The sequence below is a fragment of the Pseudomonas sp. SL4(2022) genome, assembly GCF_026625725.1.
Lineage (GTDB): Bacteria > Pseudomonadota > Gammaproteobacteria > Pseudomonadales > Pseudomonadaceae > Aquipseudomonas.
In genome coordinates, this window is sequence record NZ_CP113060.1 from 2,341,888 (window position 1) to 2,367,736 (window position 25,849).

22 protein-coding genes and 1 riboswitch are annotated in these 25,849 nt (G+C 62.3%); of the genes, 15 read left to right on the forward strand and 7 right to left on the reverse strand.

Annotated features, from left to right (window positions below; all coding sequences use genetic code 11):
- The first annotated feature begins 62 nt into the window (after positions 1 to 62).
- The 3 genes from hldE to OU997_RS11085 all read left to right on the forward strand — a co-directional run bounded on the left by hldE (position 63) and on the right by OU997_RS11085 (position 4,099).
- Positions 63 to 1,484 (forward strand): bifunctional D-glycero-beta-D-manno-heptose-7-phosphate kinase/D-glycero-beta-D-manno-heptose 1-phosphate adenylyltransferase HldE, encoded by a 1,422-nt coding sequence (gene hldE / locus OU997_RS11075; RefSeq protein ID WP_267806580.1) that lies wholly within the window; start codon positions 63 to 65, stop codon positions 1,482 to 1,484.
- A gap of 110 nt (positions 1,485 to 1,594) precedes the next feature.
- Positions 1,595 to 2,878 carry an acyl-CoA dehydrogenase family protein gene (locus OU997_RS11080; RefSeq protein ID WP_108485811.1) on the forward strand — a complete coding sequence of 428 codons (1,284 nt, stop codon included), beginning with the start codon at positions 1,595 to 1,597 and terminating at the stop codon, positions 2,876 to 2,878.
- Positions 2,879 to 2,890: 12 nt separating this feature from the next.
- Positions 2,891 to 4,099 (forward strand): acyl-CoA dehydrogenase family protein, encoded by a 1,209-nt coding sequence (locus OU997_RS11085; RefSeq protein ID WP_267806582.1) that lies wholly within the window; start codon positions 2,891 to 2,893, stop codon positions 4,097 to 4,099.
- A 144-nt stretch (positions 4,100 to 4,243) separates the two neighbouring features.
- On the opposite strand, the gene OU997_RS11090 is transcribed toward OU997_RS11085, so the two are convergent.
- The 4 genes from OU997_RS11090 to OU997_RS11105 form a co-directional block, all read right to left on the reverse strand.
- Positions 4,244 to 5,119, reverse strand: a complete 876-nt coding sequence (locus OU997_RS11090) for a metal ABC transporter ATPase (RefSeq protein ID WP_267806583.1) — start codon at positions 5,117 to 5,119, stop codon at positions 4,244 to 4,246.
- 69 nt (positions 5,120 to 5,188) lie between these two features.
- Complete coding sequence (locus OU997_RS11095; protein WP_267806584.1) at positions 5,189 to 6,007, reverse strand: aldo/keto reductase; 819 nt, start codon at positions 6,005 to 6,007, stop codon at positions 5,189 to 5,191.
- Entirely contained in the window at positions 6,007 to 7,179 is a 1,173-nt protein-coding gene (locus OU997_RS11100; protein WP_267806585.1) for an NAD(P)/FAD-dependent oxidoreductase, read from the reverse strand. Before OU997_RS11100 ends, OU997_RS11095 begins: the two co-directional genes overlap by 1 nt.
- Positions 7,180 to 7,468: 289 nt before the next feature.
- Positions 7,469 to 7,801: a DMT family transporter gene (locus tag OU997_RS11105; RefSeq protein WP_108485816.1), complete on the reverse strand. Its 333-nt coding sequence runs from the start codon at positions 7,799 to 7,801 to the stop codon at positions 7,469 to 7,471.
- An 87-nt stretch (positions 7,802 to 7,888) separates the two neighbouring features.
- Between OU997_RS11105 and OU997_RS11110 the strand changes: the two genes are divergently transcribed.
- Entirely contained in the window at positions 7,889 to 8,773 is an 885-nt protein-coding gene (locus OU997_RS11110) for a LysR family transcriptional regulator (protein WP_108538023.1), read from the forward strand.
- Positions 8,774 to 8,827: 54 nt separating this feature from the next.
- Positions 8,828 to 10,120, forward strand: a complete 1,293-nt coding sequence (gene waaA / locus OU997_RS11115; RefSeq protein ID WP_108485788.1) for a lipid IV(A) 3-deoxy-D-manno-octulosonic acid transferase — start codon at positions 8,828 to 8,830, stop codon at positions 10,118 to 10,120.
- A 168-nt stretch (positions 10,121 to 10,288) separates the two neighbouring features.
- On the opposite strand, the gene OU997_RS11120 is transcribed toward waaA, so the two are convergent.
- Positions 10,289 to 10,888, reverse strand: a complete 600-nt coding sequence (locus OU997_RS11120; RefSeq protein ID WP_108485786.1) for a short chain dehydrogenase — start codon at positions 10,886 to 10,888, stop codon at positions 10,289 to 10,291.
- Between the two features lie 233 nt (positions 10,889 to 11,121).
- Positions 11,122 to 12,564: a TolC family outer membrane protein gene (locus OU997_RS11125; protein WP_267806588.1), complete on the reverse strand. Its 1,443-nt coding sequence runs from the start codon at positions 12,562 to 12,564 to the stop codon at positions 11,122 to 11,124.
- A 220-nt stretch (positions 12,565 to 12,784) separates the two neighbouring features.
- Positions 12,785 to 12,891: riboswitch (TPP riboswitch) on the forward strand.
- Positions 12,892 to 12,988: 97 nt separating this feature from the next.
- Between OU997_RS11125 and thiC the strand changes: the two genes are divergently transcribed.
- The 10 genes from thiC (at position 12,989) to OU997_RS11175 (ending at position 24,200) form a co-directional block, all read left to right on the forward strand.
- On the forward strand, positions 12,989 to 14,872 hold the full coding sequence (gene thiC, locus OU997_RS11130; RefSeq protein ID WP_108485784.1) for a phosphomethylpyrimidine synthase ThiC: 1,884 nt from the start codon (positions 12,989 to 12,991) through the stop codon (positions 14,870 to 14,872).
- 89 nt (positions 14,873 to 14,961) lie between these two features.
- On the forward strand, positions 14,962 to 15,561 hold the full coding sequence (locus OU997_RS11135) for an NUDIX domain-containing protein (protein ID WP_108485783.1): 600 nt from the start codon (positions 14,962 to 14,964) through the stop codon (positions 15,559 to 15,561).
- The gene (locus OU997_RS11140; protein WP_108485782.1) at positions 15,552 to 16,016 is read left to right on the forward strand and encodes a DUF1249 domain-containing protein; all 465 of its coding nucleotides are present in this window, start codon (positions 15,552 to 15,554) and stop codon (positions 16,014 to 16,016) included. Before OU997_RS11135 ends, OU997_RS11140 begins: the two co-directional genes overlap by 10 nt.
- Before the next feature lie 171 nt (positions 16,017 to 16,187).
- A complete protein-coding gene (cpdA, locus tag OU997_RS11145) occupies positions 16,188 to 17,009 on the forward strand; it encodes a 3',5'-cyclic-AMP phosphodiesterase (RefSeq protein WP_267806590.1) in 822 nt (273 codons plus the stop codon).
- Between the two features lie 41 nt (positions 17,010 to 17,050).
- Entirely contained in the window at positions 17,051 to 17,662 is a 612-nt protein-coding gene (locus OU997_RS11150) for a YqiA/YcfP family alpha/beta fold hydrolase (RefSeq protein ID WP_108485780.1), read from the forward strand.
- 15 nt (positions 17,663 to 17,677) lie between these two features.
- Complete coding sequence (gene parE / locus OU997_RS11155; RefSeq protein ID WP_108485779.1) at positions 17,678 to 19,576, forward strand: DNA topoisomerase IV subunit B; 1,899 nt, start codon at positions 17,678 to 17,680, stop codon at positions 19,574 to 19,576.
- Positions 19,576 to 20,559, forward strand: a complete 984-nt coding sequence (locus OU997_RS11160) for an esterase-like activity of phytase family protein (RefSeq protein ID WP_420713186.1) — start codon at positions 19,576 to 19,578, stop codon at positions 20,557 to 20,559. Before parE ends, OU997_RS11160 begins: the two co-directional genes overlap by 1 nt.
- Positions 20,556 to 21,080 (forward strand): retropepsin-like aspartic protease family protein, encoded by a 525-nt coding sequence (locus tag OU997_RS11165; protein WP_108485777.1) that lies wholly within the window; start codon positions 20,556 to 20,558, stop codon positions 21,078 to 21,080. The genes OU997_RS11160 and OU997_RS11165 overlap by 4 nt, the downstream gene beginning before the upstream one ends.
- A 7-nt stretch (positions 21,081 to 21,087) precedes the next feature.
- Entirely contained in the window at positions 21,088 to 23,340 is a 2,253-nt protein-coding gene (gene parC / locus OU997_RS11170; RefSeq protein WP_267806592.1) for a DNA topoisomerase IV subunit A, read from the forward strand.
- A 149-nt stretch (positions 23,341 to 23,489) separates the two neighbouring features.
- Positions 23,490 to 24,200, forward strand: a complete 711-nt coding sequence (locus tag OU997_RS11175; protein ID WP_267806594.1) for a PqiC family protein — start codon at positions 23,490 to 23,492, stop codon at positions 24,198 to 24,200.
- A gap of 48 nt (positions 24,201 to 24,248) precedes the next feature.
- Here the strand turns inward: OU997_RS11175 and OU997_RS11180 are convergent, their stop codons facing one another.
- The gene (locus OU997_RS11180; RefSeq protein ID WP_267806595.1) at positions 24,249 to 25,772 is read right to left on the reverse strand and encodes an AhpA/YtjB family protein; all 1,524 of its coding nucleotides are present in this window, start codon (positions 25,770 to 25,772) and stop codon (positions 24,249 to 24,251) included.
- Positions 25,773 to 25,849 lie beyond the last annotated feature (77 nt).

Consider the following 25,849-nt stretch of genomic DNA (forward strand, 5'->3'; position numbering starts at 1 on the left):
AGCGCAGTGGCCTGCCAATGTTATGATCCCCGGCAATCTGTTCTGCCGTTTCTGGAGTGTTTATGAAAGTGTCCATGCCGCGTTTCGACCAGGCCGCCGTTTTGGTGGTGGGCGATGTCATGCTCGATCGTTATTGGCATGGCGGCACCTCGCGGATATCTCCGGAAGCACCGGTGCCCGTGGTCAAGGTCGAGCAGATCGAAGACCGTCCGGGCGGCGCGGCCAACGTCGCGCTGAACATTGCCGCCCTCGGCGCGCCGGCCACCTTACTCGGTGTGACCGGTGAGGATGAAGCCGCCGCAAGCCTGCGCAACAGCCTGCAGGCGGTTGGCGTGAAGACCTTCTTCCAGACGATCAAAGACCAGCCGACCATCGTCAAATTACGGGTGATGAGCCGTCATCAGCAGCTTTTGCGCATGGATTTCGAAGAGCCGTTCCGCACCGACAGCGCCGCCCTGGCCGCCAGCGTCGAAGCGCAGTTGGACGGCATCAAGGTGCTGATTCTCTCGGATTACGGCAAGGGCGCGCTGCAGAACCATCAGGCGCTGGTACAACTGGCGCGCCGCAAAGGCATTGCTGTGCTGGCCGATCCCAAAGGTAAAGACTTCTCCATCTACCGTGGTGCCAGTCTGATTACGCCGAACCTGCACGAGTTCGAAACCATTGTCGGCCATTGCCGTGATGAAGCCGAACTGGTGGCCAAGGGCGCGGCACTCATGGCGGAGCTGGAGTTGGGCGCGCTGCTGGTGACCCGTGGCGAGCATGGCATGACCTTGCTACGCCCCGCGCACCCGGCGCTGCACCTGCCGGCGCGTGCCCGTGAAGTATTCGATGTGACCGGTGCCGGTGATACGGTGATTTCCACCTTGGCGGCCAGCCTGGCGGCGGGCGAAGAGCTGCCAAATGCCGTCGCTTTAGCCAATCTGGCTGCCGGTATTGTGGTCGGTAAGCTGGGCACTGCTGCCATCAGCGCGCCGGAACTGCGCCGCGCGATCCAGCGTGATGCCGGCTCCGAGCGTGGTGTGCTGAGCTTGGATCAACTGCTACTGGCCATCGAAGACGCCCGCGCCCATGGCGAGAAGATTGTCTTCACCAATGGCTGCTTCGACATTCTGCATGCCGGCCATGTCACCTATCTGGAACAGGCGCGCGCGCAAGGCGATCGACTGGTGCTGGCGGTGAATGACGACGCGTCGGTCAGCCGCCTGAAAGGGCCGGGTCGGCCGATCAACGCCGTGGACCGCCGCATGGCCGTGCTGGCGGGGCTGGGTGCGGTGGATTGGGTGGTGAGCTTTGGCGAAGACACTCCGGAGAATCTCATTCGCGCGGTCAAGCCGGACGTGTTGGTCAAAGGCGGCGATTACGGTATTGAAGGTGTAGTCGGCGGCGATATTGTCCGCGCTTACGGCGGTGAAGTGCGCGTGCTGGGATTGGTGGAAAACAGCTCCACCACCGCGATTGTCGAGAAGATTCGCAGCAAGTAACCGTCCACACTGACTGGCTGCTTTGCCAGTCAAGCGCGTCGGCGCGGTCATAGGCGCTTGCCCTGACCGCGCGCATGATCCGTGGCATCCCCCGCATGGAGTGAGATGCCATGAGTTCCGACGTACAGGGCCGTGCCCTGGCAGTGCTGAATCGAGTCGCCCAGGCTGACTGGCCGGACCGTTTAAAGCTGCGCAAACCCTTCGAAAAACTGATCTACACCGGCAGCCGTGCAAGCTTTCGTGCGGCGGCGCAGCGTGCGGGCAACGTGGCCAAGTTGCCGCGCCCGGCTGACCCGGATGCCTTGTTCGATCTGTCCCTGTCTGATGAGCAGCAGATGCTGGTGGAGATGCTCGAAGCCTTCGCCAGTGAAGTGCTGCGCCCGCTCGCCCACGATGCCGATGAACAGGCCGCGCTACCGGCGGCGTTGCTCAACCAGGCGCACGAGTTAGGGCTGACCCATTACGCAGTGACTGAAGCGCAGGGTGGCATGGCCGGTGAGCGCACCACCCTGAGCAATGCGCTGATTGCCGAGGCGCTGGGCAAGGGCGATTTGTCCTTGGCTGCGGCCTTGTTGGTGCCCTTGTCAGCGGCCAACTGCATTCGCCGTTGGGGCAATGCGGCGCAGCAGGCGCGCTGGTTGCCGGCCTTTGTCGGTGAGGAGCCTGCGCCGGTGATGGCCATTGCGGTGAATGAACCGACGCCGCTGTTTGATCCGCAGAAGCTGGCGACCCGTGCGCGTAAGCGTGGCAAGCATTACGTCCTTAGCGGTGAGAAGTGCCTGGTGTTGCGTGGTATGGATGCCAGCCAGCTGATCGTCGCGGCGCACGCGGCCGATGGACCGGCGCTGTTTATGGTTGAGGCCGGGGCCAAGGGCCTGCAACGCAGCCCGCAACCGGCCATGGGCCTCAAGGCCGGCAGCACGGCGCGCGTGCGGCTTAATGGCGTGAAGGTGCCGGTTGAGGCGCGATTGGCTGCTGAGTCGTTTAATTATCAGAGCTTTCTCGATTATGCCGGGCTGGCCTGGTGTGCATTGGCCGTGGGCACCGCGCAGGCGGCGCTGGACTATGTGGTGCCGTATTGCAACGAGCGCGTGGCCTTCGGCGAGCCGATCAGCCATCGTCAGGGCGTGGCCTTTATGGTCGCGGACATGGCGGTGGAACTCGACGCCATGCGCCTGATGGTTTGGCGCGCGTGTTCGCGGGCTGAGCAGGGTTTGCCGTTCCAGCGCGAAGCCTATCTGGCACGCCTGCTGTGCAGCGAAAAGGCCATGAAAATCGGCACCGACGCTGTGCAGTTGCTCGGCGGCCACGGCTTTACCAAAGAACATCCAGCCGAGCGCTGGTACCGCGATTTGCGTGCGCTGGCAGTTATGGCCGGCGGCTTACAGCTCTAAGGGCACATCACCATGAACTTAGAAACCCCCAAGAAATTCCGTGGCCTGGTTAATCAGGCCCATCAGGTGGCGGAAAACTATTTCCGGCCGATTTCACGTAAATACGACAAGGCCGAACACGCCTACCCCAAGGAGCTGGGCCTGCTCGCGGCGCTGCTCGATGGCATGAACGCCGGCTCGCCGGACGCCATTGGCGCCACTTCCGCCAGCAAGCGTGGCGCAGCCCGTGAGCAGCAGGCAGGCATCAAGAATGGCGGCAATTTGTCCGCCCTGCTCGGGGTGATGGAACTGTGCTGGGGCGATGTTGGCTTGTTGCTGGCGATGCCGCGTCAGGGCTTGGGCAACGCCGCGATTGCGGCGGTGGCCAACGATGAACAACTGGCGCGCTTTAGCGGCACCTGGGCGGCCATGGCGATTACCGAGCCGGGCTGCGGCTCGGACTCGGCGGCGATCCGCACCACGGCGATCAAGGACGGCGATCATTACGTGCTTAACGGCGAGAAGATCTACGTCACCTCCGGCGAGCGTGCCGACTCGGTGGTGGTGTGGGCCACCCTCGATAAAAGCCTCGGGCGTGCAGCGATCAAGTCCTTTGTGGTGGAGCACGGCACGCCGGGCATGAGCGTGACGCGGCTGGAAAAGAAGCTCGGTATCAAGGCGTCGGACACCGCCGCGATCAGCTTCAGCGATTGCCGTGTGCCAGCGGCCAACCTGCTCGGCAACCCGGAAATCGACGTGCAAAAGGGCTTTGCCGGGGTGATGGAAACCTTCGACAACACCCGCCCGCTGGTCGCTGGTATGGCGGTGGGCGTAGCCAAGGCCTCGCTGGACCGCACCCGCGAACTGCTGAAGAAAGTCTGCAAGCTGGATTACCGCACGCCGCTGCTCAGCGTCAGCCATGCCGAAGCGACGCTGTATCGTCTGGAGGCCGAATGGGAAGCCGCGCGCCTGTTGACCATGAAAGCCGCCTGGATGGCCGACAACAAACTGCCCAACTCCAAGGAAGCCTCCATCGCCAAGGCCAAGGCCGGGCGGGTGGCCAACGAGGTGACGTTGAAATGCGTCGAACTGGCCGGTGCGCTGGGTTACGGCGAGGATGAGTTGCTGGAGAAATGGGCGCGCGACTCGAAGATTCTCGACATCTTCGAAGGCACCCAGCAGATCCAATTGTTGATCGTCGCCCGACGTTTGCTGGGCAAAAGCTCTAGCGAGTTGAAGTAACCCCCGGATTGCATCCGGGCTACGGGCTGCCGTTGCAGGGTGGAAGGCGCTTCACCCATCCACCGATTGCGTGGCTGTGGTGGATGAAAAGAGCGTCATCCACTCTGCGGATTGGCCCGTTGCGGATGGCATCCGCAGCTGCATTCACATGCCTTGCAGGCTTAGCCACTCTTTCCAGCGGATGCGTTCATCGCGCACCAGCCAGCCGTCTTGTGGGGCAAAGCTTTCGGCCAGCCACAGGCCGCGTGTACTGGCCGCTGAGAGTTCACCCTGGGTGAGGGTCAGCAGTTCGGCTGTCGGGCGGCCTTGGTCGAGTGCCAGCAGGAACAGGTCGGGTCGTTCACGGTTAAGCCGGGCGACGAGGGTGCCTTGCTCCAGGCATTCATCTACATGCAGCAAACTCAATTCGCGTGCCGCTTTGGGCAGCTCCAGGCGCAGGTCATACACCAGCTGTAAGGAGGCGGTGGGCTGGTGCACATAGGCGTGCGGGCGCTCGAGCAGTTTCAGGCTGCCGCATTGCACGGTGCGGGTCGCGCCTTGCTGCGGGCTGAGGCTGAAGTGCGCGTTTTCCCGGTAGCGCAAGCTGCTCTGGTAGGGCGTGGGCAGCCAAGTGTCGCCAAAGCGTCCGCTAAGCCAGCCTTCCGGGGTTTCCAGCAGGCATTCTTCGGCCACTTCCTGGATCGCGGTGAGCAGTGGCAGGTTGAGTTCGTGGGCCGGTACATAACCGGAAATCAGCTTGAGCACCACATCGCCACGATCTGCCCGGCGCTGGCGCACCAGCACCCAGTATTCGCGGCCTTGCCAGCAAAGGGTTAAACGCACCGAAACGCCCAGATTGGCCAGTTCCACGGCAAAGCGCTGGCTGTCGGCCACCGCCACTGGGCGGCGCTTTTCCAGCATCTGCGCAAAGTTCAGCGGCATGCCCAGACCCTGGTAACTCAGGCCTTCCGGGCTGGCTTCAACAAACAGTTGCAGGGTCTTGAAGCGGCTGGGGTCTTTGCGAATCAGGGTGCGCGGCATGGCAACTCCTCGCGGGTTTCGGCGTGGGCATGGCCTGAGAGCTTGGCACAGATCGGCGGGTAAGACCTGTCAGGCAATATCCTGAATTACAGCGGCGGCCGTGGCGACGTTATGCGCCAGGTGCTGCGGGTTGATGGTGCCGATGATTGCACTGCACGCGGCCGGGTGGCTGAAGATCAGCTCGAAACTGGCGCGCACGGGGTCAATACCGGGGGCTAGGCAGGCATGACCGCTGGCCAGGGCTTTTTTAATCAAAATACCTTTGCCCTGTCGTGCGGCGTAGTCCAGCACAGCGCGTTCGCCTTGCTCATTGAGGTTGTAGGTGACCATGGCGCAATCACCCGTGGCCAGGGCCAGTAGGCCGCCCTCGACGGTTTTGCCTGAGAGGCCGAAACCGCGAATTTTGCCCTCGCGTTTCAGTTCGGCCAGGGTTTCGTACACGCCGCTGTCACGCAGGATGGCCACATCGTTGCCGTCGGAATGCACCAGCACGAGGTCGATAAAGTCCGTCTCCAGGCGCGTGAGGCTGCGTTCCACCGAGCGGCGGGTGTGCGCCGGGCTGAAATCAAAATGCGACTGGCCGTTGTCGAACTCTTCACCGACCTTGCTGACGATCACCCAATCGTGGCGCTGGCCGCGCAGCAGCGGGCCGAGGCGGGTTTCGCTGGTGCCGTAGGCTGGCGCAGTGTCGATCAGGTTGATGCCCAAATCACGGGCCTGAGCCAGCAGGGTTCGGGCGGCGGTGTCATCGGGGATGGTGAAGCCGGTTGGGTACTTCACGCCTTGATCACGGCCCAGTTTGACCGTGCCCAGACCCAGTGGTGAAACCCGCAGGCCGGTGTTGCCCAGTGGGCGGTGCAGGGTGTGCAGGCTCTGCAGGGGATGCATCAGAACAACTCCTCCCAGACGGCTGGTGCGACGCTCGGGCGCGGCAGGGCAGGCAGCGCTGCATGGGTGTGCGGCTGAATGCCGTCACGATTGAGGGCGGACAGTACGCGGTCGGCAAAGTCCGGCGCCAGGGCCAGTTTGGTTGGCCAGCCCACCATCAGGTTGCCTTGCTCATGCAGGAAGGCGTTGTCCGGGCGCACCAGGCCGGATTGCGCCGGCTCCGCGCGGTCCACCCTTAGCGTGGCCCATTGCGCGGCGGACAGGTCGACCCAGGGCAGCAGCTCGCCGAGTTCTTTCTGCGCGGCCTTGATCTGTGCGGCCTCGTCACGGGCTACGCCATCGGCTTCAGCCAAGTCGCCGCCCAAATACCACACCCACTGACCATCGGCAGCGGGGTGGGTGGTGATGGTCACGCGCGGCTTCGGCCCGCCGCCCAAGCAGTGGGCGTACAGCGGTTTGAGTGTCGGGCCTTTGACCAGCGCCATATGCAGCGGGCGCAATTGCTGGGCCGGCTGAGTCAGGCCGAGGGCGCTAAGTAGCTCGGCATTGCCGCGCCCGGCGCTGAGGATGATGCGCTGTGCGCGAATCTCGCGGCCATCGATGCGCAGGCCTATCAGTTCGCCATTTTCCTGCAGCGGCTCAATGCGCTCGGCGGCCAGCAAACCATCACCAGCCAGCTCGCTCAGGCGGCTGATCAGGCTCGGCACATCCAATACCAGCTCAGCCAGGCGGTAAACCTTGCCCTTGAATGTGGGGTGTTGCAGGGCGGGTGGCAGCTGCTCGCCCTTGACCTGATCGACCCGGCCGCGCACGGCCTTGCTGGCAAAGAAGCTGGTGATATTGCCGGCCAGGCTGCCGGGCGACCACAGGTAGTGGGCGTCGGAAAGCAGGCGCACGCCCGAGAGGTCCAGCTCGCCGTTACCGGCCAGGGCTTCACGCCAGCGCCGCGGCATGTCGGCGATGGCTTCGGAGGCGCCTGTCAGTGCGCCATGCAGGGCGTATTTGGCGCCGCCGTGGATGATGCCCTGGGATTTCACACTCTGCCCGCCGCCAAGCTGGGCGCTTTCCACCAGCAGCGTGGCGAAACCCTGGCGGCGCAGGCGCGCGTTCAGCCAAAGGCCGGCGATACCGCCGCCGACGATCAAAACATCAGTGCTTAATGCCTGGGACATGCAGGTGTCTCACCGGGAAAACAGGTGCGCAGTATAACCCGTCCGCGCTAGCGCCTTACCTCTGAACCTGCTCAACGTCTCGCGAGCTAGAGCCATGCAAGGCACTGTGCTAGGTAACAGCCTCCGGCTGGTTAAAACAGGTGAGGAGGTGGAGTTTACGGGTGTAAATGAGCATGACGCGTTGCATTCGCCCTTGGGGCCGCGCTAAAGCGCGTTAGCCGCAAGCGGCTTGCTGAGCCTGTTTTTAACGCAGCAGGGCCGACGCGCAGCAGATGTGTTGGGCTGCTTTTCAGTGGCCGGCGCTTTGCGAGAACACCTGAATCACCACCACGCCGCTGACGATCAGGCCCATGCCCAGCATGGCCGGCAGGTCCAGGCGCTGCTGGTAGAGGAATACGGCGGCGATGCTTACCAGCACAATGCCCATGCCCGCCCACACCGCGTACGCGACGCCGACCGGGATGGTCTTCACCACCAGACTGAGCATCCAGAACGAAATGGCGTAGCCGACCACGACCAGCAGCAGGGGCAGGGGTTTGTTGAAGCCATCCAGGGCCTTCATCGAGGTAGTGGCGATGACTTCGGCAGTGATGGCAATAGCGAGATAGAGATAGCCGCCCATGATATGGCCTCCTTGGTGGTCTGGCGGTAATTCTAGTGCTCTGGCGGATGGGATAAAGTGATTACCTATCTGGAATGGAGATGGGTTATGCAGTGGAGCCTGGAGCAGATTCGCCTGTTTGTCAGCGTGGCCGAGGGCCAGTCGTTCTCCGCCGTGGGGCGACAGATGCAGCGTGCGCAATCGGCCGTGAGCAATGCGATTGCCTTGCTGGAGACAGACTTGGGCGTGCGCCTGTTTGAGCGCAGCAGTGGCCGCCAGCCACGCCTGACTGAAGCCGGTATGGCCATGCTGGAGGAGGCTCGCGAGGTGTTGCGCCAGTGCCAACGGCTCGAGGGGCGCGCATTGGGTTTGGTGCGTGGGGAGGAGGTGCGCCTGCGTCTGGCGCAGGATGAAGCCATGCCTTACCAGCCGGTGCTCGACAGCCTGGAAGCACTGGCGCAGCACTTTCCGCTGCTGGAGGTGCAGTTGGCCAGCGGTGCTCAGGGCGATGTGGCGCGCAAGCTGCTGGAACACCGCGCCGACCTCGGCTTGTTGTTCCACCACGAACACATGCCCGATGCGCTGGAGCGTCAGCGCTTGGGCACCATCGAGATGGTTACCGTGTGTGGGGCCGGGCATGCATTGGCGAGTATGGGGCATGTGGATCGGCGTGAGCTGGCCCGTCACCGGCAACTGCTGATGACCCCGCAAGACAGTCACTATCCGGGCGGTGAGCAAATCAGCCCATCGGTGTGGCGTACCGACAGTTTCTACACCATGGCGGAATTGTTGATGCGTAACCTGGGTTGGGCCTGGCTGCCGCGCCATGTGGTGCAGTACCCGACGTATCAGAACCAGCTGGTGGAACTGAGCAGCGACTGGACGCCGCCACCGCTGGTGGTCGAATTGGTCTGTCGCCGCGATGAAGCGTTAGGCCCGGCGGCCTTGTGGCTGGCCGATTGTTTTGCCCGGCATCTGCAGGTCACAGCGTGAGTCGAACCTGCGCCTGGCTCGACGATAGTGGCCAAAGTGCATAAGCTGCGCGCCATGAATAGACACCTCTACACCCTGCTGTTTCATCTCGGTCTACCGCTGGTGGCCGGCCGCTTGGCGTGGCGTGCCTGGCAAGCGCCGGCCTATGCCAAGCGTATTGGCGAGCGCTTCGCGTTCGGATTACCGATGTTCAAACGCGGCGGTATCTGGCTGCACGCCGTGTCGGTGGGCGAGAGCATTGCCGCTGCGCCACTGGTACGTGAGCTACTGGCGCGCTACCCGCAGTTGCCGATCACCATCACCTGCATGACGCCGACCGGTTCGGAGCGCATTCAAGCCATGTTCGGCGGCCTGGAGTACGCCGGTCGCGTGCAGCATTGCTACTTGCCGTATGACCTGCCTTGGGCCGCCGCGCGTTTTCTCGATCGCGTGCAACCCAGGTTGGCGGTGATCATGGAAACCGAACTGTGGCCCAACCATATTCACCAGTGCGCCACACGTGGCATCCCTGTGGCGTTGGCCAATGCGCGGCTGTCCGAGCGTTCGGCACGCGGCTATGCGCGCTTCGCCAAACTGACGGCGCCGATGCTGGCCGAGTTGGATTTGATTGCCGTGCAAACGGCAGTGGAGGCTGAGCGCTTTCGCAGTCTCGGTGCGCGGCCTGAGTGTGTTGAAGTCACGGGTTCGATCAAATTTGATCTGAGCATTGATCCGGCCCTGCTGACCCGTGCAGCTGCCTTGCGTGAGCAGTGGCAGGCCACACGACGCCCAGTTTGGATCGCGGCCAGCACCCATGCCGGTGAAGATGAAATCATCCTCGCCGCCCATCGTCAGCTGCTTGAGCAACACCCTGATGCATTACTGATTCTGGTGCCGCGCCATCCTGAGCGTTTCAATGCGGTGTTTGACCTGTGTCAGCGGCAAGGCTTTGTTACGCGGCGTCGCTCAACGGACGAGGCCGTACAGGCGGCGGATCAGGTGCTGCTCGGCGACACCATGGGCGAGTTGCTGTTTCTTTACGCGCTGGCCGATATCGCTTTTGTCGGCGGCAGCCTGGTCGCCAATGGCGGGCACAACCTGCTGGAGCCGGCCGCGCTGGGTAAACCGGTGCTCAGCGGCCCGCACCTGTTCAACTTTCTGGAGATCGCCGCGCAGTTGCGCGCGGCGGGCGCCCTGAGCGAGACGGCCGATGCTGACGGTTTGGCGCAGCGCATCGCGCACCTCTGGCGCGAGCCCGAGACGGCGCAGGCCATGCGTAGCGCAGGGCTGGCGGTGATGCAGGCCAACCAAGGCGCATTGGCGCGGCTGCTGGCGGGCTTGGGGCGGTTGATCAACCCTCAGCCCTGATGCCAGCGCCCTGGGAGGGGCTTCAGCCGCGACGGAGTCAACTGTCGTTGGGCTTCGCTGCGCTCAACACCAACCTACGGGGATTCTTTATGTGTCGCCGCTTAAGCGACTCCCACAGGTTGCGCTGCTGTTGAGTGGGGCAACGGCGAGTGCACGGCTCGCAGCGTCTCAGTACGCGCGGTAGACCTGCCCGGTTTGTGCGCCCTCAACACTTTTCGCATACGCCAGCGCTGCAATGGCCGCCGGTACCGGCTTAAAGCCTCTGAAATAAGGGCCGTAGCTTGAGAGTGACTCTTCGACCACCGTCGGGCTGACGCTGTTGATCCGTAACCCGCGTGGCAGTTCGATCGCCGCGCCGCGCACAAAGCCATCAATCGCGGCGTTGACCATGCTGGCCGAGCTGCCGAAACGAATCGGGTCGTCACTCAAAATGCCCGATGTCAGTGTAAAGGACGCGCCATCGTTGGCGTATTCGCGGCCTATCAACACCAGATTGACCTGCCCCATCAGCTTGTCCTGCAAGCCGATGGCATAGTGTTCGGCACTCATCTCGCTGAATGCCCCGAAGTGCAGCTTGCCGGTGGCGCTGACCAACGCGTCGAATGGGCCGGTTTGCTCAAACAAGCGACGGATCGAGTCGGGTTGGGTGATGTCCACCTGAAACTCGCCGCTGCTGTGGCCCACGCGGATGATCGTGTGGCGCGCCTGCAGTTCATGGGCGATGGCCTTTCCAAGTGTGCCGCTGGCACCCAGCAATATAACGTTCATGTGCTGCTCCTGTTGCAGGAAGAGGGTTCAGTGTGTGCAGTCTAGAACGAGCCGCCAGAGAGGCGCAGGCAAGCGTCCTGCCATGACTGTTTACCTCGGTTGTCGTTGGCAACGATTGAGACACGTGAATTGTGCAAATGTTTGCGGGCTTGCGTCACGACGTGCATTGAAGAACATGCGGCCAATAAAAAGCCCTGCGGGCAGAACCCGCAGGGCTTTTCGTGTCACTCAACTCAGTACTGCGAGTTGCTGCGCAGTTGCGCTTCGGCGGCTTTGGCCAGGTCCGGCGGGAGGAAGTCTTCGTCCGGGTTGTAGTCGGATTTCAGGTACTGCTCCAGCGCGCTCAGGTCGTCCGGGCTGAGGGTGCCGGCGGCTTGCTTCAAGCGCAGGTTGTTGAGGATGTAGTCATAGCGTGCGTTGTTGTAGTTGCGCACCGAGCTGTACAGCTGGCGCTGGGCATCCAGCACGTCAACGATGTTACGCGTACCGACCTGGTAGCCGATTTCGGTGGCTTCCAGCGCGCTCTGGTTGGAGATGATTGACTGTTTGCGCGCTTGCACGGTTTCCACATCGGTGTTCACCGCACGGTGCAGGTTGCGGGTGTTCTGCACCACCTGACGGCGCAGGCTTTCACGCTGTTGTTCGGTCTGGCTCAGGCGCTGGTAGGACTCGCGCACCTGTGAGCTGGTCAGGCCGCCGCTGTAAAGCGGGATATTCAGTTGCAGGCCAATCGAACGTTGCTCAACGTCGCCGCTGAAGCGGTTGATGGTAGCGGCATTGTTGCTGAAACCGAGGCTGTCGTTGTCACCCTTCTGGTAGCTGGCAACGGCATCCAGGGTCGGCGCATGGCCGGACTTGCGCTGGCGCAGAGTTTCTTCGGCGGCGTCGACGGCGTAGTTGCTGGCCTGCAGGTTGAGGTTCTGTGCGGCAGCTGTATCGACCCAGGCTTTGGCATCATTGGGTGTAGGCGCCAGGATAGGCAGGCTGTGTACAAGACCTTCCAAGGCGCTGAAGTCACGGTTGGTCAGGGTGGTCAGGGCCTGGAAGGCATCGTCCACCTGACGCAGGGCGATGATGCGGTTGGCACGTGCGGTGTCGAAACCGGCCTGGGCTTCCAGCACATCGGTCTTATCCGACAGGCCGACATCAAAACGCTCATTGGCTTGGTCCAGTTGGCGCTTGAAGGCGGCTTCTTCGGCCTTGGTCGAGGCCAGGTTGTCCTGGGCGCGCAGTACTGCGAAGTAGGCTTCAGCGCTCTGCAGTATCAGGTTCTGTTCGGTGGCCGACAGCTCCAGTACAGCTTGTTCGTTGCTGGCTTTGGCCGCCTGCAACTGGAACCAGCGATCCGCACGGAACAGCGGCTGGCTGAGGTTGGCCTGGTACACGGTACCACTGCGCGAGCTGGTATTGGCCGGCGAGTCGACCTGGGTACGAGTGTCGCTCAGGTTGGCGCCAGCAGACAGGTTGGGCAGCAGGCCGGCGCGGGCCTGGGGGACCACTTCGCTGCGCGCTTCATAATCGGCGCGGGCGGCGGCCAGGTCGGCATTATTGGCGGCGGCTTCCTGGTAAACCGTGACCAGGTCAGTTTTGGTGGACAGCGGGGCTTGTTCAGCAGCCCAGGCCATTCCGTTGGACGCGGCGGCCACAGCGAGAGCCAGAGAGAGTCTGCGCAACATGAGGGTGATCCTGATTTTGGCGGTAATCGGCAAGGCTAAGGGGCGCTGCCGAGGGGGTCAAGATTTGTCTGGAGCTGAATGAGTGTAGATTGCAACAATCCATGGCGTGTTCTATGTGTCGGGTTATTTGTGGCGGCTGCATTCGTCACTTTCCGACGCATGGGTCATGAGAAATTGACTCCCGAGTTGGTTTTATTGGCTGGGGTTGATTAGACTGGCCGCGTTCTTGTCGGGGTGCCCCAATTGCGGGGCTGAGATTGGCAGCTGCCGGATCCCGTTGAACCTGATCAGGTTAAGGCCTGCGTAGGGAACAAGATGTGCTCGCCCGTCCTCTGGCGAGCCTCTGGCACCGCCCAAGGTGCGCCATGCGCCGCTCGTTTCTTACAGGTTCGCTCCGACATTCAGCCCTGGAGAGAGCCCGCCGATGAGTGCACAACAACAAAAGAACCTGAGTGAAAGTGCTCAGGTCGATCAGCAATCCATCCAACCCTTCCCGCGTTCACAGAAGATCTATGTCCAGGGTTCGCGCCCGGACATTCGCGTGCCGATGCGCGAAATCAGCCTGGATGTCACCCCCACTGACTTCGGCGGTGAGATCAATGCGCCTGTGCTGGTCTATGACACCTCCGGCCCGTACACCGACCCGAATGTCACCATTGATGTGCGCCAAGGTCTGCCTGATGTGCGTTCGGCATGGATTGATGATCGTGGTGACACCGAGCTGCTCGCCGGCCTGAGCTCGCACTTCGGTCAGGAGCGTCTGGCCAGTCCTGAACTGACGGCCATGCGCTTTGCCCACGTGCGCAACCCGCGCCGCGCCAAGGCGGGTAAGAACGTCAGCCAGATGCACTACGCGCGCCAGGGCATCATCACCCCGGAAATGGAATATGTCGCCATCCGCGAGAACCTCAAACTGCAGGAAGCTCGTGCCGCCGGTCTGCTCAAAGAGCAGCATGCCGGGCACAGCTTCGGCGCGAGTATTCCCAAGGAAATCACCGCCGAATTCGTTCGCGAAGAAATCGCCCGTGGCCGCGCTATCATCCCGGCCAACATCAATCACACCGAGTTGGAACCGATGATCATCGGCCGTAACTTCCTGGTGAAGATCAACGGCAATATCGGCAACTCCGCCCTGGGTTCTTCGATTGAAGAAGAAGTGGCCAAGCTGACCTGGGGCATCCGCTGGGGGTCGGACACGGTGATGGACCTGTCCACCGGCAAGCACATTCACGAAACCCGCGAGTGGATCATCCGCAACTCGCCGGTGCCGATTGGCACCGTGCCGATCTACCAGGCGCTGGAAAAGGTCAATGGCGTTGCCGAAGACCTGACCTGGGAGCTGTTCCGCGACACCCTGATCGAGCAGGCCGAGCAAGGCGTGGACTACTTCACCATCCATGCCGGCGTGCTACTGCGTTATGTGCCGATGACCGCCAAGCGCGTCACCGGCATCGTTTCCCGTGGCGGCTCGATCATGGCCAAGTGGTGCCTGGCGCACCACAAAGAGAATTTCCTCTACACCCATTTCGAGGAAATCTGCGAAATCATGAAGGCCTACGACGTCAGCTTCTCGCTGGGCGATGGCCTGCGTCCGGGCTCGATTGCCGACGCCAACGACGAAGCGCAGTTCGGTGAGCTGGAAACCCTCGGCGAGTTGACCAAGATCGCCTGGAAGCATGACGTACAGACCATGATCGAAGGCCCCGGTCACGTGCCGATGCAGCTGATCAAGGAGAACATGGACAAGCAGCTGGAGTGCTGTGACGAGGCGCCGTTCTACACCCTTGGCCCGCTGACCACCGACATCGCCCCGGGTTACGACCACATCACCAGCGGCATCGGTGCGGCGATGATCGGCTGGTTCGGTTGCGCCATGCTCTGCTACGTCACGCCCAAGGAGCACCTGGGCCTGCCGAACAAGGATGACGTGAAGACCGGCATCATCACCTACAAGATTGCCGCCCACGCGGCCGACTTGGCCAAAGGTCATCCGGGCGCGCAGATTCGCGACAATGCCTTGAGCAAGGCGCGCTTTGAATTCCGCTGGGAAGACCAGTTCAACCTCGGCCTCGACCCGGACACCGCGCGCAGCTATCACGACGAAACGCTGCCCAAAGACTCGGCCAAGGTGGCACACTTCTGCTCCATGTGCGGGCCGAAATTCTGTTCGATGAAGATCACCCAGGAAGTTCGCGTCTATGCTGAAGAACAGCGCATCGCCGCTGTCGACCTGGAAGTCGAAGCGGGCATGCAGGCCAAGGCGCAGGAGTTCAAGGCGCAGGGCAGCCAGCTGTATCAGAAAGTGTGAAGGGGCTTTTGCTAGGCAGTTTTGCGTAGCAGTATGAGCGTAACCAGGACGGGCCTTCGGGCCCGTTTCTGCTAATTACGGGGGGCGTTATGCAACGAGAAGATGTCGAAGTGATCGCGCGTGAGGCCTGTTTTAGCGGGTTCTATAAGCTCGATCGGCTGCGTTTGCGCCATCGCCAGTTTGCCGGCGGTATGGGGCCTGCGCTTACCCGCGAGCTGTTCGTGCGCCACGATGCCGTGTGCGTACTGCCTTATGATCCGCAGCGCGATTGCGTGGTGCTGATTGAGCAGTTCCGTGTTGGGGCGTTGGACAAGAGCGCCAATCCCTGGCTGTTGGAGCTGGTGGCTGGGTTGATCGACAAAGACGAAAAGCCCGAAGAGGTCGCCCGCCGCGAAGCCATCGAGGAGGCCAATTTGCAGCTGACTTCGCTGTGGCCGATCACTCAGTACTACCCCTCACCCGGTGGTTCGGATGAGCGCGTACATCTGTTTATTGGCCGTTGTGACAGTGACGGTGCCGGTGGCGTATATGGACTGGCGGAGGAGGGTGAGGATATTCGCGTGCATGTCTTGCCACTGGAGGACGCTCTGGATGCACTGAAGTCCGGTCGTATCGACAATGCGGCGAGCATCATTGCCTTGCAATGGCTGGCGCTGAACCGCAGCGAAGTCCGCGGGCTGTGGTCATGAATCTGCTGCGCGAGCGCTATCGGGTCGATCTGGTCGAGCTGCAGGCGGCTTGCGAAGCTAACTACGCGCGTCTGATGCAGCTCCTGCCAGCCATGCGCGACGGGGCTGATGCACCGCAGCAGCTGCGGCGCGTGGCGCTGAGTCAGGGGGAGCAACAGTTAGGTGTGCTGGCCTTGCAGGTGTTGGAAAGCTGCCCATACACCTCGACCCTCTCTGTGCGCCAGGAGCATAGCCTGCCCTGGTTGCCCGTGCCGCAGCTGGAAGTGCGCGTGTACCACGATGCGCGGATGGCGGAAGTGGTTGGTGCGCAGCGCGCTCGGCGTTTTCGCGGGATCTATCCCTACCCCAACGAAGCCATGCACCAGCCCGATGAGAAGACTCAACTCAATCTGTTTCTTGGCGAGTGGTTGAGTCACTGCCTGGCGTGTGGGCATGAGCTGGAGCCGGTTCGCTAGATGTATCGGGCGGCTGTCGGCGACTAGCCTGCGGTGCACTGATCTCTCGTACCTGCGTTAAAGCATGCGCCAGATTTACAACAGGCGTTCTGTGATCTATTCCCCTTTCACGGGTTTACCGCCCGTAGGGCTAACCACCATAATTCATGCATTCCGTTCAAGGAGAAGGTCTTGCCGGGCGTGCCGACTAGAACCACAGCTGTTGATCGCTCGGTACTGCTGGTGCAGTTATCCGATAGCCATCTGTTTGCCGATGCGGCAGGCAAGCTGTTGGGTATGGATACCCAGGACAGTCTGCAGCGGGTGATCGAGCGAGTGCTGCAGGAGCAGCCGCAGATCGACTTGGTCCTGGCCAGTGGCGACCTCTCGCAGGACGGCAGCACGGCGTCCTACCAGCGCTTCCGTGAGCTTACCTCGGTTATTCCGGCCCCCGCGCGCTGGTTTCCTGGCAATCATGATGAAGTGCCAGCCATGCAGGCTGCCTGCGTTGGCCGTGACCTGCTGGAACCGGTGGTTGATCTGGGCAACTGGCGCGTGATCATGCTCGATTCATCGATCCCCGGTGCCGTGCCCGGCTATCTCAGTGAGCAGCAACTGGCCTTGCTGGAGCGCGCACTGAGCGAGGCGCCAGAGCGCCATCACCTGATCTGTCTGCATCACCACCCGGTGTCCATCGGTTGCAAGTGGATGGAGCCCATCGGCCTGCGCAACCCGGATGCCCTGTTTGCCGTGCTGGAGCGTTTCAGCCAGGCGCGCGCGGTGCTCTGGGGGCATATTCATCAGGAGCTTGACCTGCAGCGTGGTGCCATCCGCTTGCTGGCCTCGCCATCCACCTGCGTGCAGTTCGCGCCGCGCAGCGAGGAGTTTCAGGTGGATACCACGGCACCTGGCTATCGCTGGTTACGCCTGTTCGATGACGGTCGCCTGGAAACCGGGGTCTCGCGGGTTACCGGGATCAAGTTCGAAATCGATTACACCATCAAGGGCTACTAAGCCCTTTGCAGCTGCTCGGCTAACCGGTTAGCCTCGCGCCCATGACCACATCCATTCTCTATATACACGGACTCAACAGCTCGCCTGCATCGCTCAAAGCCAGCCTTTTGCAGCGTGCCATGAGCCAGTTGGGGCTGGCCGCGCATCTGCGGGTGCCGGCTCTGCATCACCACCCACGACAAGCCATTGGCCAGCTCGAAGCCCTGATTGCCGAACTGGGACGGCCTGTGCTGGTTGGCAGCTCGCTGGGCGGCTACTATGCCACCCATCTGGCCGAGCGCCATGGATTACCGGCGTTGCTTATCAATCCTGCCGTGCGCCCGCATCTGCGTTTCGATGGCTATCTGGGTGCGCAGACGAACCATTACAGCGCTGAAACCTGGGAGCTGACTCACGATCACGTCGCCGCTCTGGCTGAGCTGGAGGTTGCCGTCCTGCAGGACCCCGCGCGCTACCAGGTGTGGCTGCAGACCGCTGACGAAACCCTCGATTACCGGGATGCCGAATGTTACTACCGGCAGGCGGCTCTGCGTATTCAGGCGGGCGGCAACCATGGTTTTCAGGGCTTTGCCGAACGCTTGCCGATGCTCTTTGCTTTCGCCGGTATTCCACGCCATCTGTGGCAGGATATCGACTTTTCCGCTCTCAATTGACGATCAAGAGACCCCATGGCCCAGCAGAACACCTACAACGCCGATGCCATCGAAGTCCTTTCCGGCCTCGACCCGGTGCGCAAGCGCCCGGGCATGTACACCGACACCAGCCGGCCTAACCACCTGGCGCAGGAAGTCATCGACAACAGCGTTGACGAGGCGCTGGCCGGGCATGCCAAATCGATTCAGGTGATCCTGCACGAGGACAATTCGCTGGAAGTGCTCGACGACGGTCGCGGCATGCCGGTGGATATCCACCCGGAAGAGGGCGTACCGGGCGTTGAGCTGATCCTCACCAAACTGCATGCCGGCGGCAAGTTCAGTAACAAGAACTATCAGTTCTCCGGCGGCCTGCATGGCGTGGGGATCAGTGTGGTCAACGCGCTGTCGACCCGTGTGATCGTCACGGTCAAGCGGGATGGCAACGAATACCAGATGAGTTTTGCCGACGGTTTCAAAGCCAGCGACCTGGCCGTGGTCGGCACGGTGGGCAAGCGCAACACCGGCACCAGCGTGCATTTCTGGCCGGACGCCAAGTATTTCGACTCTTTCAAGTTCTCCGTCAGCCGGCTCAAGCATGTGCTCAAGGCCAAGGCCGTATTGTGTCCGGGGCTGGCCGTCAGTTTTGAAGACAAATCCAGTGGCGAGAAAGTCGAGTGGCTGTACGAAGACGGTCTGCGCTCTTACCTGGTGGATGCAGTCACGGAATTTCAGCGCCTGCCCGACGAGCCATTCTGCGGCGCGCTGGCCGGTAATAAAGAAGCGGTGGACTGGGCGCTGCTGTGGCTGCCGGAAGGCGGCGACGCGGTGCAGGAGAGTTACGTCAACCTGATTCCCACCGCGCAAGGGGGCACCCACGTGAATGGCCTGCGTCAGGGCTTGCTGGATGCCATGCGCGAGTTTTGCGAGTTCCGCAGCCTGCTGCCGCGTGGCGTTAAGCTTGCCCCGGAGGACATCTGGGAGCGCATTGCCTTCGTCCTGTCGATGAAGATGCAGGACGCGCAGTTCTCCGGGCAGACCAAGGAGCGCCTGTCGTCGCGTGAGGCGGCCGCGTTCGTCTCCGGCGTGGTCAAAGATGCCTTCAGCCTGTGGCTCAACGCGCATCCCGAGGTGGGTCAGCAGCTCGCCGAACTGGCGATCAGCAACGCCAACCGTCGCCTAAAAGCCGGCAAAAAGGTTGAGCGCAAACGCATCACCCAAGGGCCGGCACTGCCCGGTAAATTGGCGGATTGCGCCGGGCAAGACCCGATGCGCTCTGAGCTGTTTCTGGTCGAAGGTGACTCGGCCGGCGGCTCGGCCAAGCAGGCGCGGGATAAGGAATTCCAGGCGATCATGCCGCTGCGCGGGAAGATCCTGAATACCTGGGAAGTGGATGGCAGCGAAGTGCTGGCCAGTCAGGAGGTGCACGACATCGCCGTGGCCATCGGCATCGATCCCGGCTCCAACGATCTGACCCAGCTGCGCTACGGCAAGATCTGTATTCTTGCCGACGCCGACTCCGACGGCCTGCACATCGCCACCTTGCTGTGCGCCTTGTTTGTCCGCCACTTCCGCCCGCTGGTGGATGCTGGGCACGTCTACGTGGCCATGCCGCCGCTGTACCGCATCGATCTCGGCAAGGAAATTTTCTATGCCCTTGATGACGGTGAGCGCGATGGCATCCTCGATCGTCTGGTGGCCGAAAAACGCCGTGGCAAGCCGCAGGTCACGCGCTTTAAAGGCCTGGGTGAAATGAACCCGCCACAGCTGCGCGAAACCACCATGGACCCGAACACCCGGCGTCTGGTGCAACTGACCCTGGAAGATTACCCCGGCACTCAGGAAATGATGGACATGCTGCTGGCCAAGAAGCGCGCCGGCGACCGCAAGTCCTGGCTGGAGTCCAAGGGCAACCTGGCCGAGGTGCTGCTCTGATGCAGCGCCTGCTGGCTGCATGCCTGCTGCTGTGTGCGCCATTGCTGAGTGCTGCTGCGGCGTTGGAAGAGCTGCAGCTGCTCAACGAGCGGCCGGTGCAGGGCGTCAGTGGCGGAAACCTCTCGGGGCTGGCCTGGTGCGACGGCGTCCTGTGGGCGGTGTCCGACCGTGATGACCGGCAGATATACCGTCTCGCGGAGCACGCTACGCAGTGGCAAGCCACCGCTGACCCCTTTGTCGCACCGCCACCTCCGGAGTCCCAGTTGCCTTGGGGGTTGCGCATGCGTAGCTGGCTGGCCGCTCGGGTGCGCGGTGGCGAGCTGGATTTCGAAGGCCTGAGTTGCGACGCTGCGGGCAATCGCTACCTGGTCAGTGAAACCCATGCTGCCGTTTTGCAATTACCGGTGGTGGGTGAGCCGAACTGGCTCAAGCTGCCCCAGGGGCTGGTGCGCCAGGCGCGGGCCAGCGGCATGTTGCTGCATCACAATTCGCTGTTTGAAGGGCTTGCCGTTGATCCGCCAGGTGAGCGCCTGTACCTGGCTGCTGAGCGCATGCGCCGCGGCCTTTTGGTGGTGCACAAGCAGCGGGCTACCTGGCGCTGCACCGGCGGTTGTGTGTTGTTCAACGAGACCGGCAGTGAGGCGGGGCCTGAGCAGCTGGGTGGCAAGGAACAGCCGCGGGATTTTTCCGGGCTGGCCTTCCATAACGAAAAACTCTTCACCCTTGAGCGTCAGGCGCACCGTATCTGTCGGCGTAGCCTGAGCAATGGCCAGGCTGAGAAGTGCTGGTCGTTTGCCGCCGAGGCGCTGACTCCAGAGCGGCGCTACTCGCCGTCCTATGGTTTGGCCGAAGCGCTGTGGGTGGATCAGGACAGTGCCTGGATAGGTGTCGACAACGGCCGCTTCAGCCGTGCCGACGGTGAGTCGCGGCCGATCATCTGGCAGTTTGCCGCGCCGAAAGGCGGCTGGGGCAGCAAACCGTGAGTGAACGGCCTGCGGGCAAGCGCGCCGGCCGAGTGATGCTAGTGCTGGCCTGGGGGGCTGCCTTGCTGTTGGCCACCCAGTTCTTTGCCGACTGGGAAGAGGCTCGCCGCAACCCGAACCGTACCCCTGAGTCGCTGCATGGCAATGGTTATGTCGAAGTGAACCTGGCCAGCGGCCGGCAGGGGCATTACATGGCTGGCGGCAAGATCAACGGTGAGGCCGTGACCTTTCTCCTCGACACCGGTGCCTCTCAGGTAGCGGTGCCCACTGCAGTGGCGAAGCGTCTAGGTCTGCAAGCCGGAGCGGCGATCACCATCAGCACCGCCAATGGCCGTGCTACGGCGCACCGTACCCGTCTGGCCCGGCTGGAACTGGGCGATATCGTGCTGACTGACGTAGAGGCTTTGATTGCCCCCGGCATGGGCGGCGATGACGTATTACTGGGCATGAGTGCCCTTAAACAACTCGAATTTACCCAGCGCGGCGGCACCTTGATGCTGCGCCAATCCACTTTGCAATGAGGCACGCATGAGCGAACCCCTCGATTTGAGCCTGGACGGCGTTGAACGCCGTTCTCTTGCCGACTTTACCGAGCAGGCTTACCTCAATTACTCCATGTACGTGATCATGGACCGCGCCCTGCCACATATTGGTGATGGCCTCAAACCCGTGCAGCGACGCATCATCTACGCGATGAGCGAGCTGGGTCTGGATGCCGACTCCAAGCACAAGAAATCGGCGCGTACTGTCGGTGATGTGCTCGGCAAGTTCCACCCGCATGGCGACAGCGCTTGCTACGAGGCCATGGTGCTGATGGCGCAGCCGTTCAGCTACCGCTACACCCTGGTCGATGGCCAGGGCAACTGGGGCGCGCCGGATGATCCGAAATCCTTTGCTGCGATGCGCTACACCGAGGCGCGGTTGTCGCGTTACTCGGAGGTGCTGCTCACCGAATTGGGCCAGGGCACCGTGGACTGGGTGCCGAACTTCGACGGCACCCTGAATGAACCGGCGACGCTGCCGGCGCGCCTGCCCAACCTGCTGCTCAACGGCACCACTGGCATCGCCGTGGGCATGGCCACTGATGTGCCGCCGCATAACCTGCGCGAAGTGGCGGCGGCGTGTGTGCGCTTGCTGGATCAACCCGATGCCACGGTCGAGCAGCTCTGCGAGCACGTGCTTGGTCCGGATTTCCCCACCGAGGCGGAAGTCATCACCCCGCGCAGCGACCTGCTGAAAATTTACGAAACCGGTCGTGGCTCGGTGCGCATGCGCGCCGTGTACCGCATCGAGGACGGTGACATCGTGGTCACCGCGCTGCCGCATCAGGTGTCCGGGGCCAAGGTGCTGGAGCAGATTGCCGCGCAGATGCAGGCCAAGAAACTGCCGATGGTCGCCGACCTGCGCGATGAGTCGGACCACGAGCACCCGTGCCGTATCGTCATCATCCCGCGCTCCAACCGCGTGGATGCCGATGAGCTGATGACCCACCTGTTTGCCACCACCGAGCTGGAGTCCAGCTACCGGGTCAACACCAACGTGATTGGTCTGGATGGCAAGCCGCAGGTGAAGAACCTGCGCCAGCTGCTGCGCGAATGGCTGGAGTATCGCGTCAACACCGTACGCCGACGCCTGCAGTTCCGCCTGGACAAGGTGGAGAAACGCTTGCACCTGTTGGAAGGTTTGTTGGTGGCCTTCCTCAATCTGGATGAAGTGATTCATATCATCCGCACCGAAGATCAGCCCAAGCCTGTGCTGATGGCGCGGTTTGGCCTGACCGATGTGCAGGCCGACTACATTCTCGATACCCGCCTGCGCCAGCTGGCGCGTTTGGAAGAGATGAAAATCCGTGGCGAGCAGGACGAGCTGGCCAAGGAGCGCGCCAAGCTGCTGGCCCTGCTTGGCAGTGAAACCAAGCTGAAAAAGCTGGTGCGTGACGAAATCATCAAGGACGCTGAAACCTACGGCGATGACCGCCGCTCGCCGATTGTGGCCCGCGCCGAAGCCCGCGCCCTGTCGGAAACCGAACTGTTGCCGACTGAGCCTGTCACCGTGGTGGTGTCCGAGAAAGGCTGGGTGCGCTGTGCCAAGGGCCATGACATTGATGCCACCGGCTTGTCGTATAAAGCGGGTGACGGCTTCAAAGTCGCTGCTCCTGGCCGGTCGAACCAATACGCCGTGTTTATCGACTCCACAGGGCGCAGTTACTCACTGGCGGCGCATACCTTGCCGTCCGCTCGTGGCCAGGGTGAGCCGCTGACGGGCCGCCTGACGCCACCGCCGGGGGCGACCTTCGAATGTGTGCTGTTGCCGGATGACAGCGCGCTTTACGTGATCGCTTCTGACGCCGGCTACGGTTTTGTGGTCAAGGGCGAAGACCTGCAGGCTAAGAACAAGGCCGGCAAGGCCTTGCTCAGCCTGCCGGCCGGCGCCCAAGTGGTACCGCCGAAACCGCTGGGTAATCGTGAAGAGGACTGGTTGGCGGCGGTTACCACCGAAGGTCGTCTGCTGTTGTTCCCGGTGCGCGACCTGCCGCAACTGGGCAAGGGTAAAGGCAACAAGATCATCGGCATTCCCGGTGAGCGCGTGGCCAGCCGCGAGGAGTACCTCACCGACCTGGCCGTGCTGCCCAGCGGTGCCACGTTGGTGTTGCAAGCCGGCAAGCGCACCTTGTCGCTCAAGGCTGACGACCTCGAGCATTACAAGGGTGAGCGCGGTCGACGTGGCAACAAGCTGCCGCGTGGTTTCCAGCGCGTCGACAGCCTGCTGGTCGAGGTTTAGGGCTAGCGGATGCATGCCGCTACAGTGCCGCGCTGGAGTCGCGAGCGGCTTTCAAGGATGATACGCAGCCGCAAGGCGGATCGTGGTAAGCGACCCGCCGGCACTTAATAGGTATGCACGCCGGTGGTCTTGCCGGCTGGATGAGTGAGATGACTGCACTGCGTTTCCCCGCAATTCTGTTGCTGGCGGGGGTGCTCGGCCTGGCCGGTTGTACCCGTCATCAGCAAACGCCGCTGTACCAGTTGGACAGTGGCAATATCCGCGTGCCGGCGGCTGAGCAGGGCATTGCTGTGCTGATCGGGCCGGTGGTGATTGCCGACTATCTGCAGCGTGAGGCGCTGTTGCAGCGTCAGATGGATGGCAGTTTGACTGCATCCGAAGACGCGCGTTGGGCGGGTAGCCTGGCGGCTGAAATTGATCAACAAGTGCTGCGTCAGTTAGCCTCGCGCCTTGACAGCCAGCGTCTGGTGCTGGCACCGGCCACCGCCGGGTTTGTCCCGCAGGTGCGTCTGGGCTTGTCGATTACCCGTCTGGATTCTGGCCCGCAACGCCCGGCTGTGCTGGAGGCGCAGTGGCGACTGGCGGGCGCTGACGGCAAGCTGCTTGATGGCCGCTTGGTGCGTCTGGAGGAGGCGCACAGTGGCAGCATCGTGGATCAGGTGCGAGCGCAGAGTCGAGTGCTGCAACAACTGGTCGAGCAGTTGGCTGTGGCGGTGAATACTCACAATAGGCCCGTTGTGCCGGCGACACCCGCTCCGGCGCGCAAGCCGGCACCGGCCAAGCCGGTGGTGCCCTCGGATGTGCCGCGGATTCCAGTGGCTGAACCGATTCGTGGTGAAGGCGAAGTATTCCGTTTCTAGAGCCTACCCATAAAAAAGCCCGCCGATCGGCGGGTTTTTTATGGGGGATCAGCGGCTTTCGTGCATGCGCGCCAACTGGCGCTCCAGCAGCGAGGGGTAAGGCTCCAGCAGGCGCTCGACGCAGCAGGCGCCCTGGGGGCTGGCGATGGCGCGGATGCGGGCGCGCTGGCTGACAAGGGCATCATCGGCGACGCTGCGCTCGACCAGCAGCAGATTACGGCTGTGCTGCGACAGGGCCAAGGCGTTTTGCACGGTTTCACTCAAGAGCAAGTCGCCCTGGCTGAGTCCGGTAAGATTGTCCCCGAGGGTCAGGCCGAGCTGCAGTTGCAGGGTGATGCCGCTGTCTGCCACTTCGATCTGCAAGGCATGACCCAGGGCACGCATCAACTCGCCGCAGCAGATGGCATGGGTCAGGTAGTCCTCGTCGCAGTCCAGTTGATGGAACAACATCAGGCTGCTGCCGTCGCTCAAGGTGTGCAATTGGCCCTGATACAGGCTGGCCGCTTGATCCAGGCAGTCGCGATAGCGTTGCAGCAGTTCCATCAGGCGAGTACGTGGCAGGCGCCGCAGTTGTTCCTGAGCGCCCAACTGAATAGCCAGCACGGCACTGGGCAGGGCCTGTTGGGCCGCCGGCGGTGGTAACGAGGCAGGCTCGCTGTGATCGCGTAGGTCAGCAAAGGGGTCATCCAGCGCGCTGCCGTATTCATCGTTGGCGCTTGCGTGGGGGGCTAACGGCTGATCCGGGCTGTCGAAATGATCGTCATGCAGATCCGGGACGCTGAAATCCGGTTCGCTGTCGAACGACTCGTCAAGGTAGTCGTCTTCTTCACCGGCATCAGGCGCCGCGGCGTAGGGGGCTTCTTCGATCACAGCTGGTTGTTCAGGCACCAGGCGTGCTTGCAGCTGGCGCGCCAGATCGCCAATTTCATCCTGACGGCCTGCGCCAGGCGCGGGATCATCCGGGTCACGCAGCCAGACACGCAGTTGCAGCAGTGGCGTGGAGATATGCCGGCCCAGGCGCATGCTCAGGGAAAGGGTCAGGGCCAGCAGAATCAGGCTGAGGATGCCCATGCTCTGCAGGCTGATGGTCATCGGTTGTTCGAACTGTTGCATATCAAGGCTGATGCGCAGTTGCCCGGCAATCACTTCCTGAAAAGTGATCGGCGTTGAATACAAGCCTTCGGTTTCCCCCAGCATGCTCTGGCTGGGGCGCGAACCAGCCTCGGCGAGGATGCGATTGTCCACGCTGTAGATGGCGGCGTGGGCCACCAGCGGATTTTGCACCAGGTTGTTGAGCAGCACGTTGAGGCTGAGGATGTCGTTGGACACCAGCAGTTCTGTGGCCGAGGCGGCCGTCTGGGTAATCAGGCTGGTGCCCAGGGCTTCAGCCTGCTGCTGCATGGCATGCTTGAACTGCATGCCAATCACCCAGCCATAGATCACCAAGGCCAGGGCCACCAGCAACAGGCTATGACTGACAATGCGCAGGGCCAGCGGAATGCGTCGTTGGCGCAGCGCCTGGAACAACAGCAGAAAGAAATTATCGGGTTTTACGGGGGCGGGCCGGTTCACAGAGCTCGGCTCTTGTCGACTGTAGATGGCGCGCAGTATAGCGGCGCCCCTGCAGTGGGCAAAGCGCCGTGCGTGGC

Bases quoted from the DNA above. Each gene is read 5' to 3' on its own strand.
- OU997_RS11095 (WP_267806584.1), bottom strand. From the start codon at position 6,007: ATGCATCCCCTGCAGAGCCTGCACACCCTGCACCGCCCACTGGGCAAC.
- OU997_RS11100 (WP_267806585.1), bottom strand. From the start codon at position 7,179: ATGTCCCAGGCATTAAGCACTGATGTTTTGATCGTCGGCGGCGGTATC.
- hldE (WP_267806580.1), top strand. From the start codon at position 63: ATGAAAGTGTCCATGCCGCGTTTCGACCAGGCCGCCGTTTTGGTGGTG.
- OU997_RS11120 (WP_108485786.1), bottom strand. From the start codon at position 10,888: ATGAACGTTATATTGCTGGGTGCCAGCGGCACACTTGGAAAGGCCATC.
- parC (WP_267806592.1), top strand. From the start codon at position 21,088: ATGAGCGAACCCCTCGATTTGAGCCTGGACGGCGTTGAACGCCGTTCT.
- OU997_RS11105 (WP_108485816.1), bottom strand. From the start codon at position 7,801: ATGGGCGGCTATCTCTATCTCGCTATTGCCATCACTGCCGAAGTCATC.
- OU997_RS11110 (WP_108538023.1), top strand. From the start codon at position 7,889: ATGCAGTGGAGCCTGGAGCAGATTCGCCTGTTTGTCAGCGTGGCCGAG.
- parE (WP_108485779.1), top strand. From the start codon at position 17,678: ATGGCCCAGCAGAACACCTACAACGCCGATGCCATCGAAGTCCTTTCC.
- OU997_RS11090 (WP_267806583.1), bottom strand. From the start codon at position 5,119: ATGCCGCGCACCCTGATTCGCAAAGACCCCAGCCGCTTCAAGACCCTG.
- OU997_RS11085 (WP_267806582.1), top strand. From the start codon at position 2,891: ATGAACTTAGAAACCCCCAAGAAATTCCGTGGCCTGGTTAATCAGGCC.
- OU997_RS11125 (WP_267806588.1), bottom strand. From the start codon at position 12,564: ATGTTGCGCAGACTCTCTCTGGCTCTCGCTGTGGCCGCCGCGTCCAAC.
- thiC (WP_108485784.1), top strand. From the start codon at position 12,989: ATGAGTGCACAACAACAAAAGAACCTGAGTGAAAGTGCTCAGGTCGAT.
- OU997_RS11135 (WP_108485783.1), top strand. From the start codon at position 14,962: ATGCAACGAGAAGATGTCGAAGTGATCGCGCGTGAGGCCTGTTTTAGC.
- OU997_RS11160 (WP_420713186.1), top strand. From the start codon at position 19,576: ATGCAGCGCCTGCTGGCTGCATGCCTGCTGCTGTGTGCGCCATTGCTG.
- OU997_RS11150 (WP_108485780.1), top strand. From the start codon at position 17,051: ATGACCACATCCATTCTCTATATACACGGACTCAACAGCTCGCCTGCA.
- waaA (WP_108485788.1), top strand. From the start codon at position 8,828: ATGAATAGACACCTCTACACCCTGCTGTTTCATCTCGGTCTACCGCTG.
- OU997_RS11175 (WP_267806594.1), top strand. From the start codon at position 23,490: ATGACTGCACTGCGTTTCCCCGCAATTCTGTTGCTGGCGGGGGTGCTC.
- OU997_RS11080 (WP_108485811.1), top strand. From the start codon at position 1,595: ATGAGTTCCGACGTACAGGGCCGTGCCCTGGCAGTGCTGAATCGAGTC.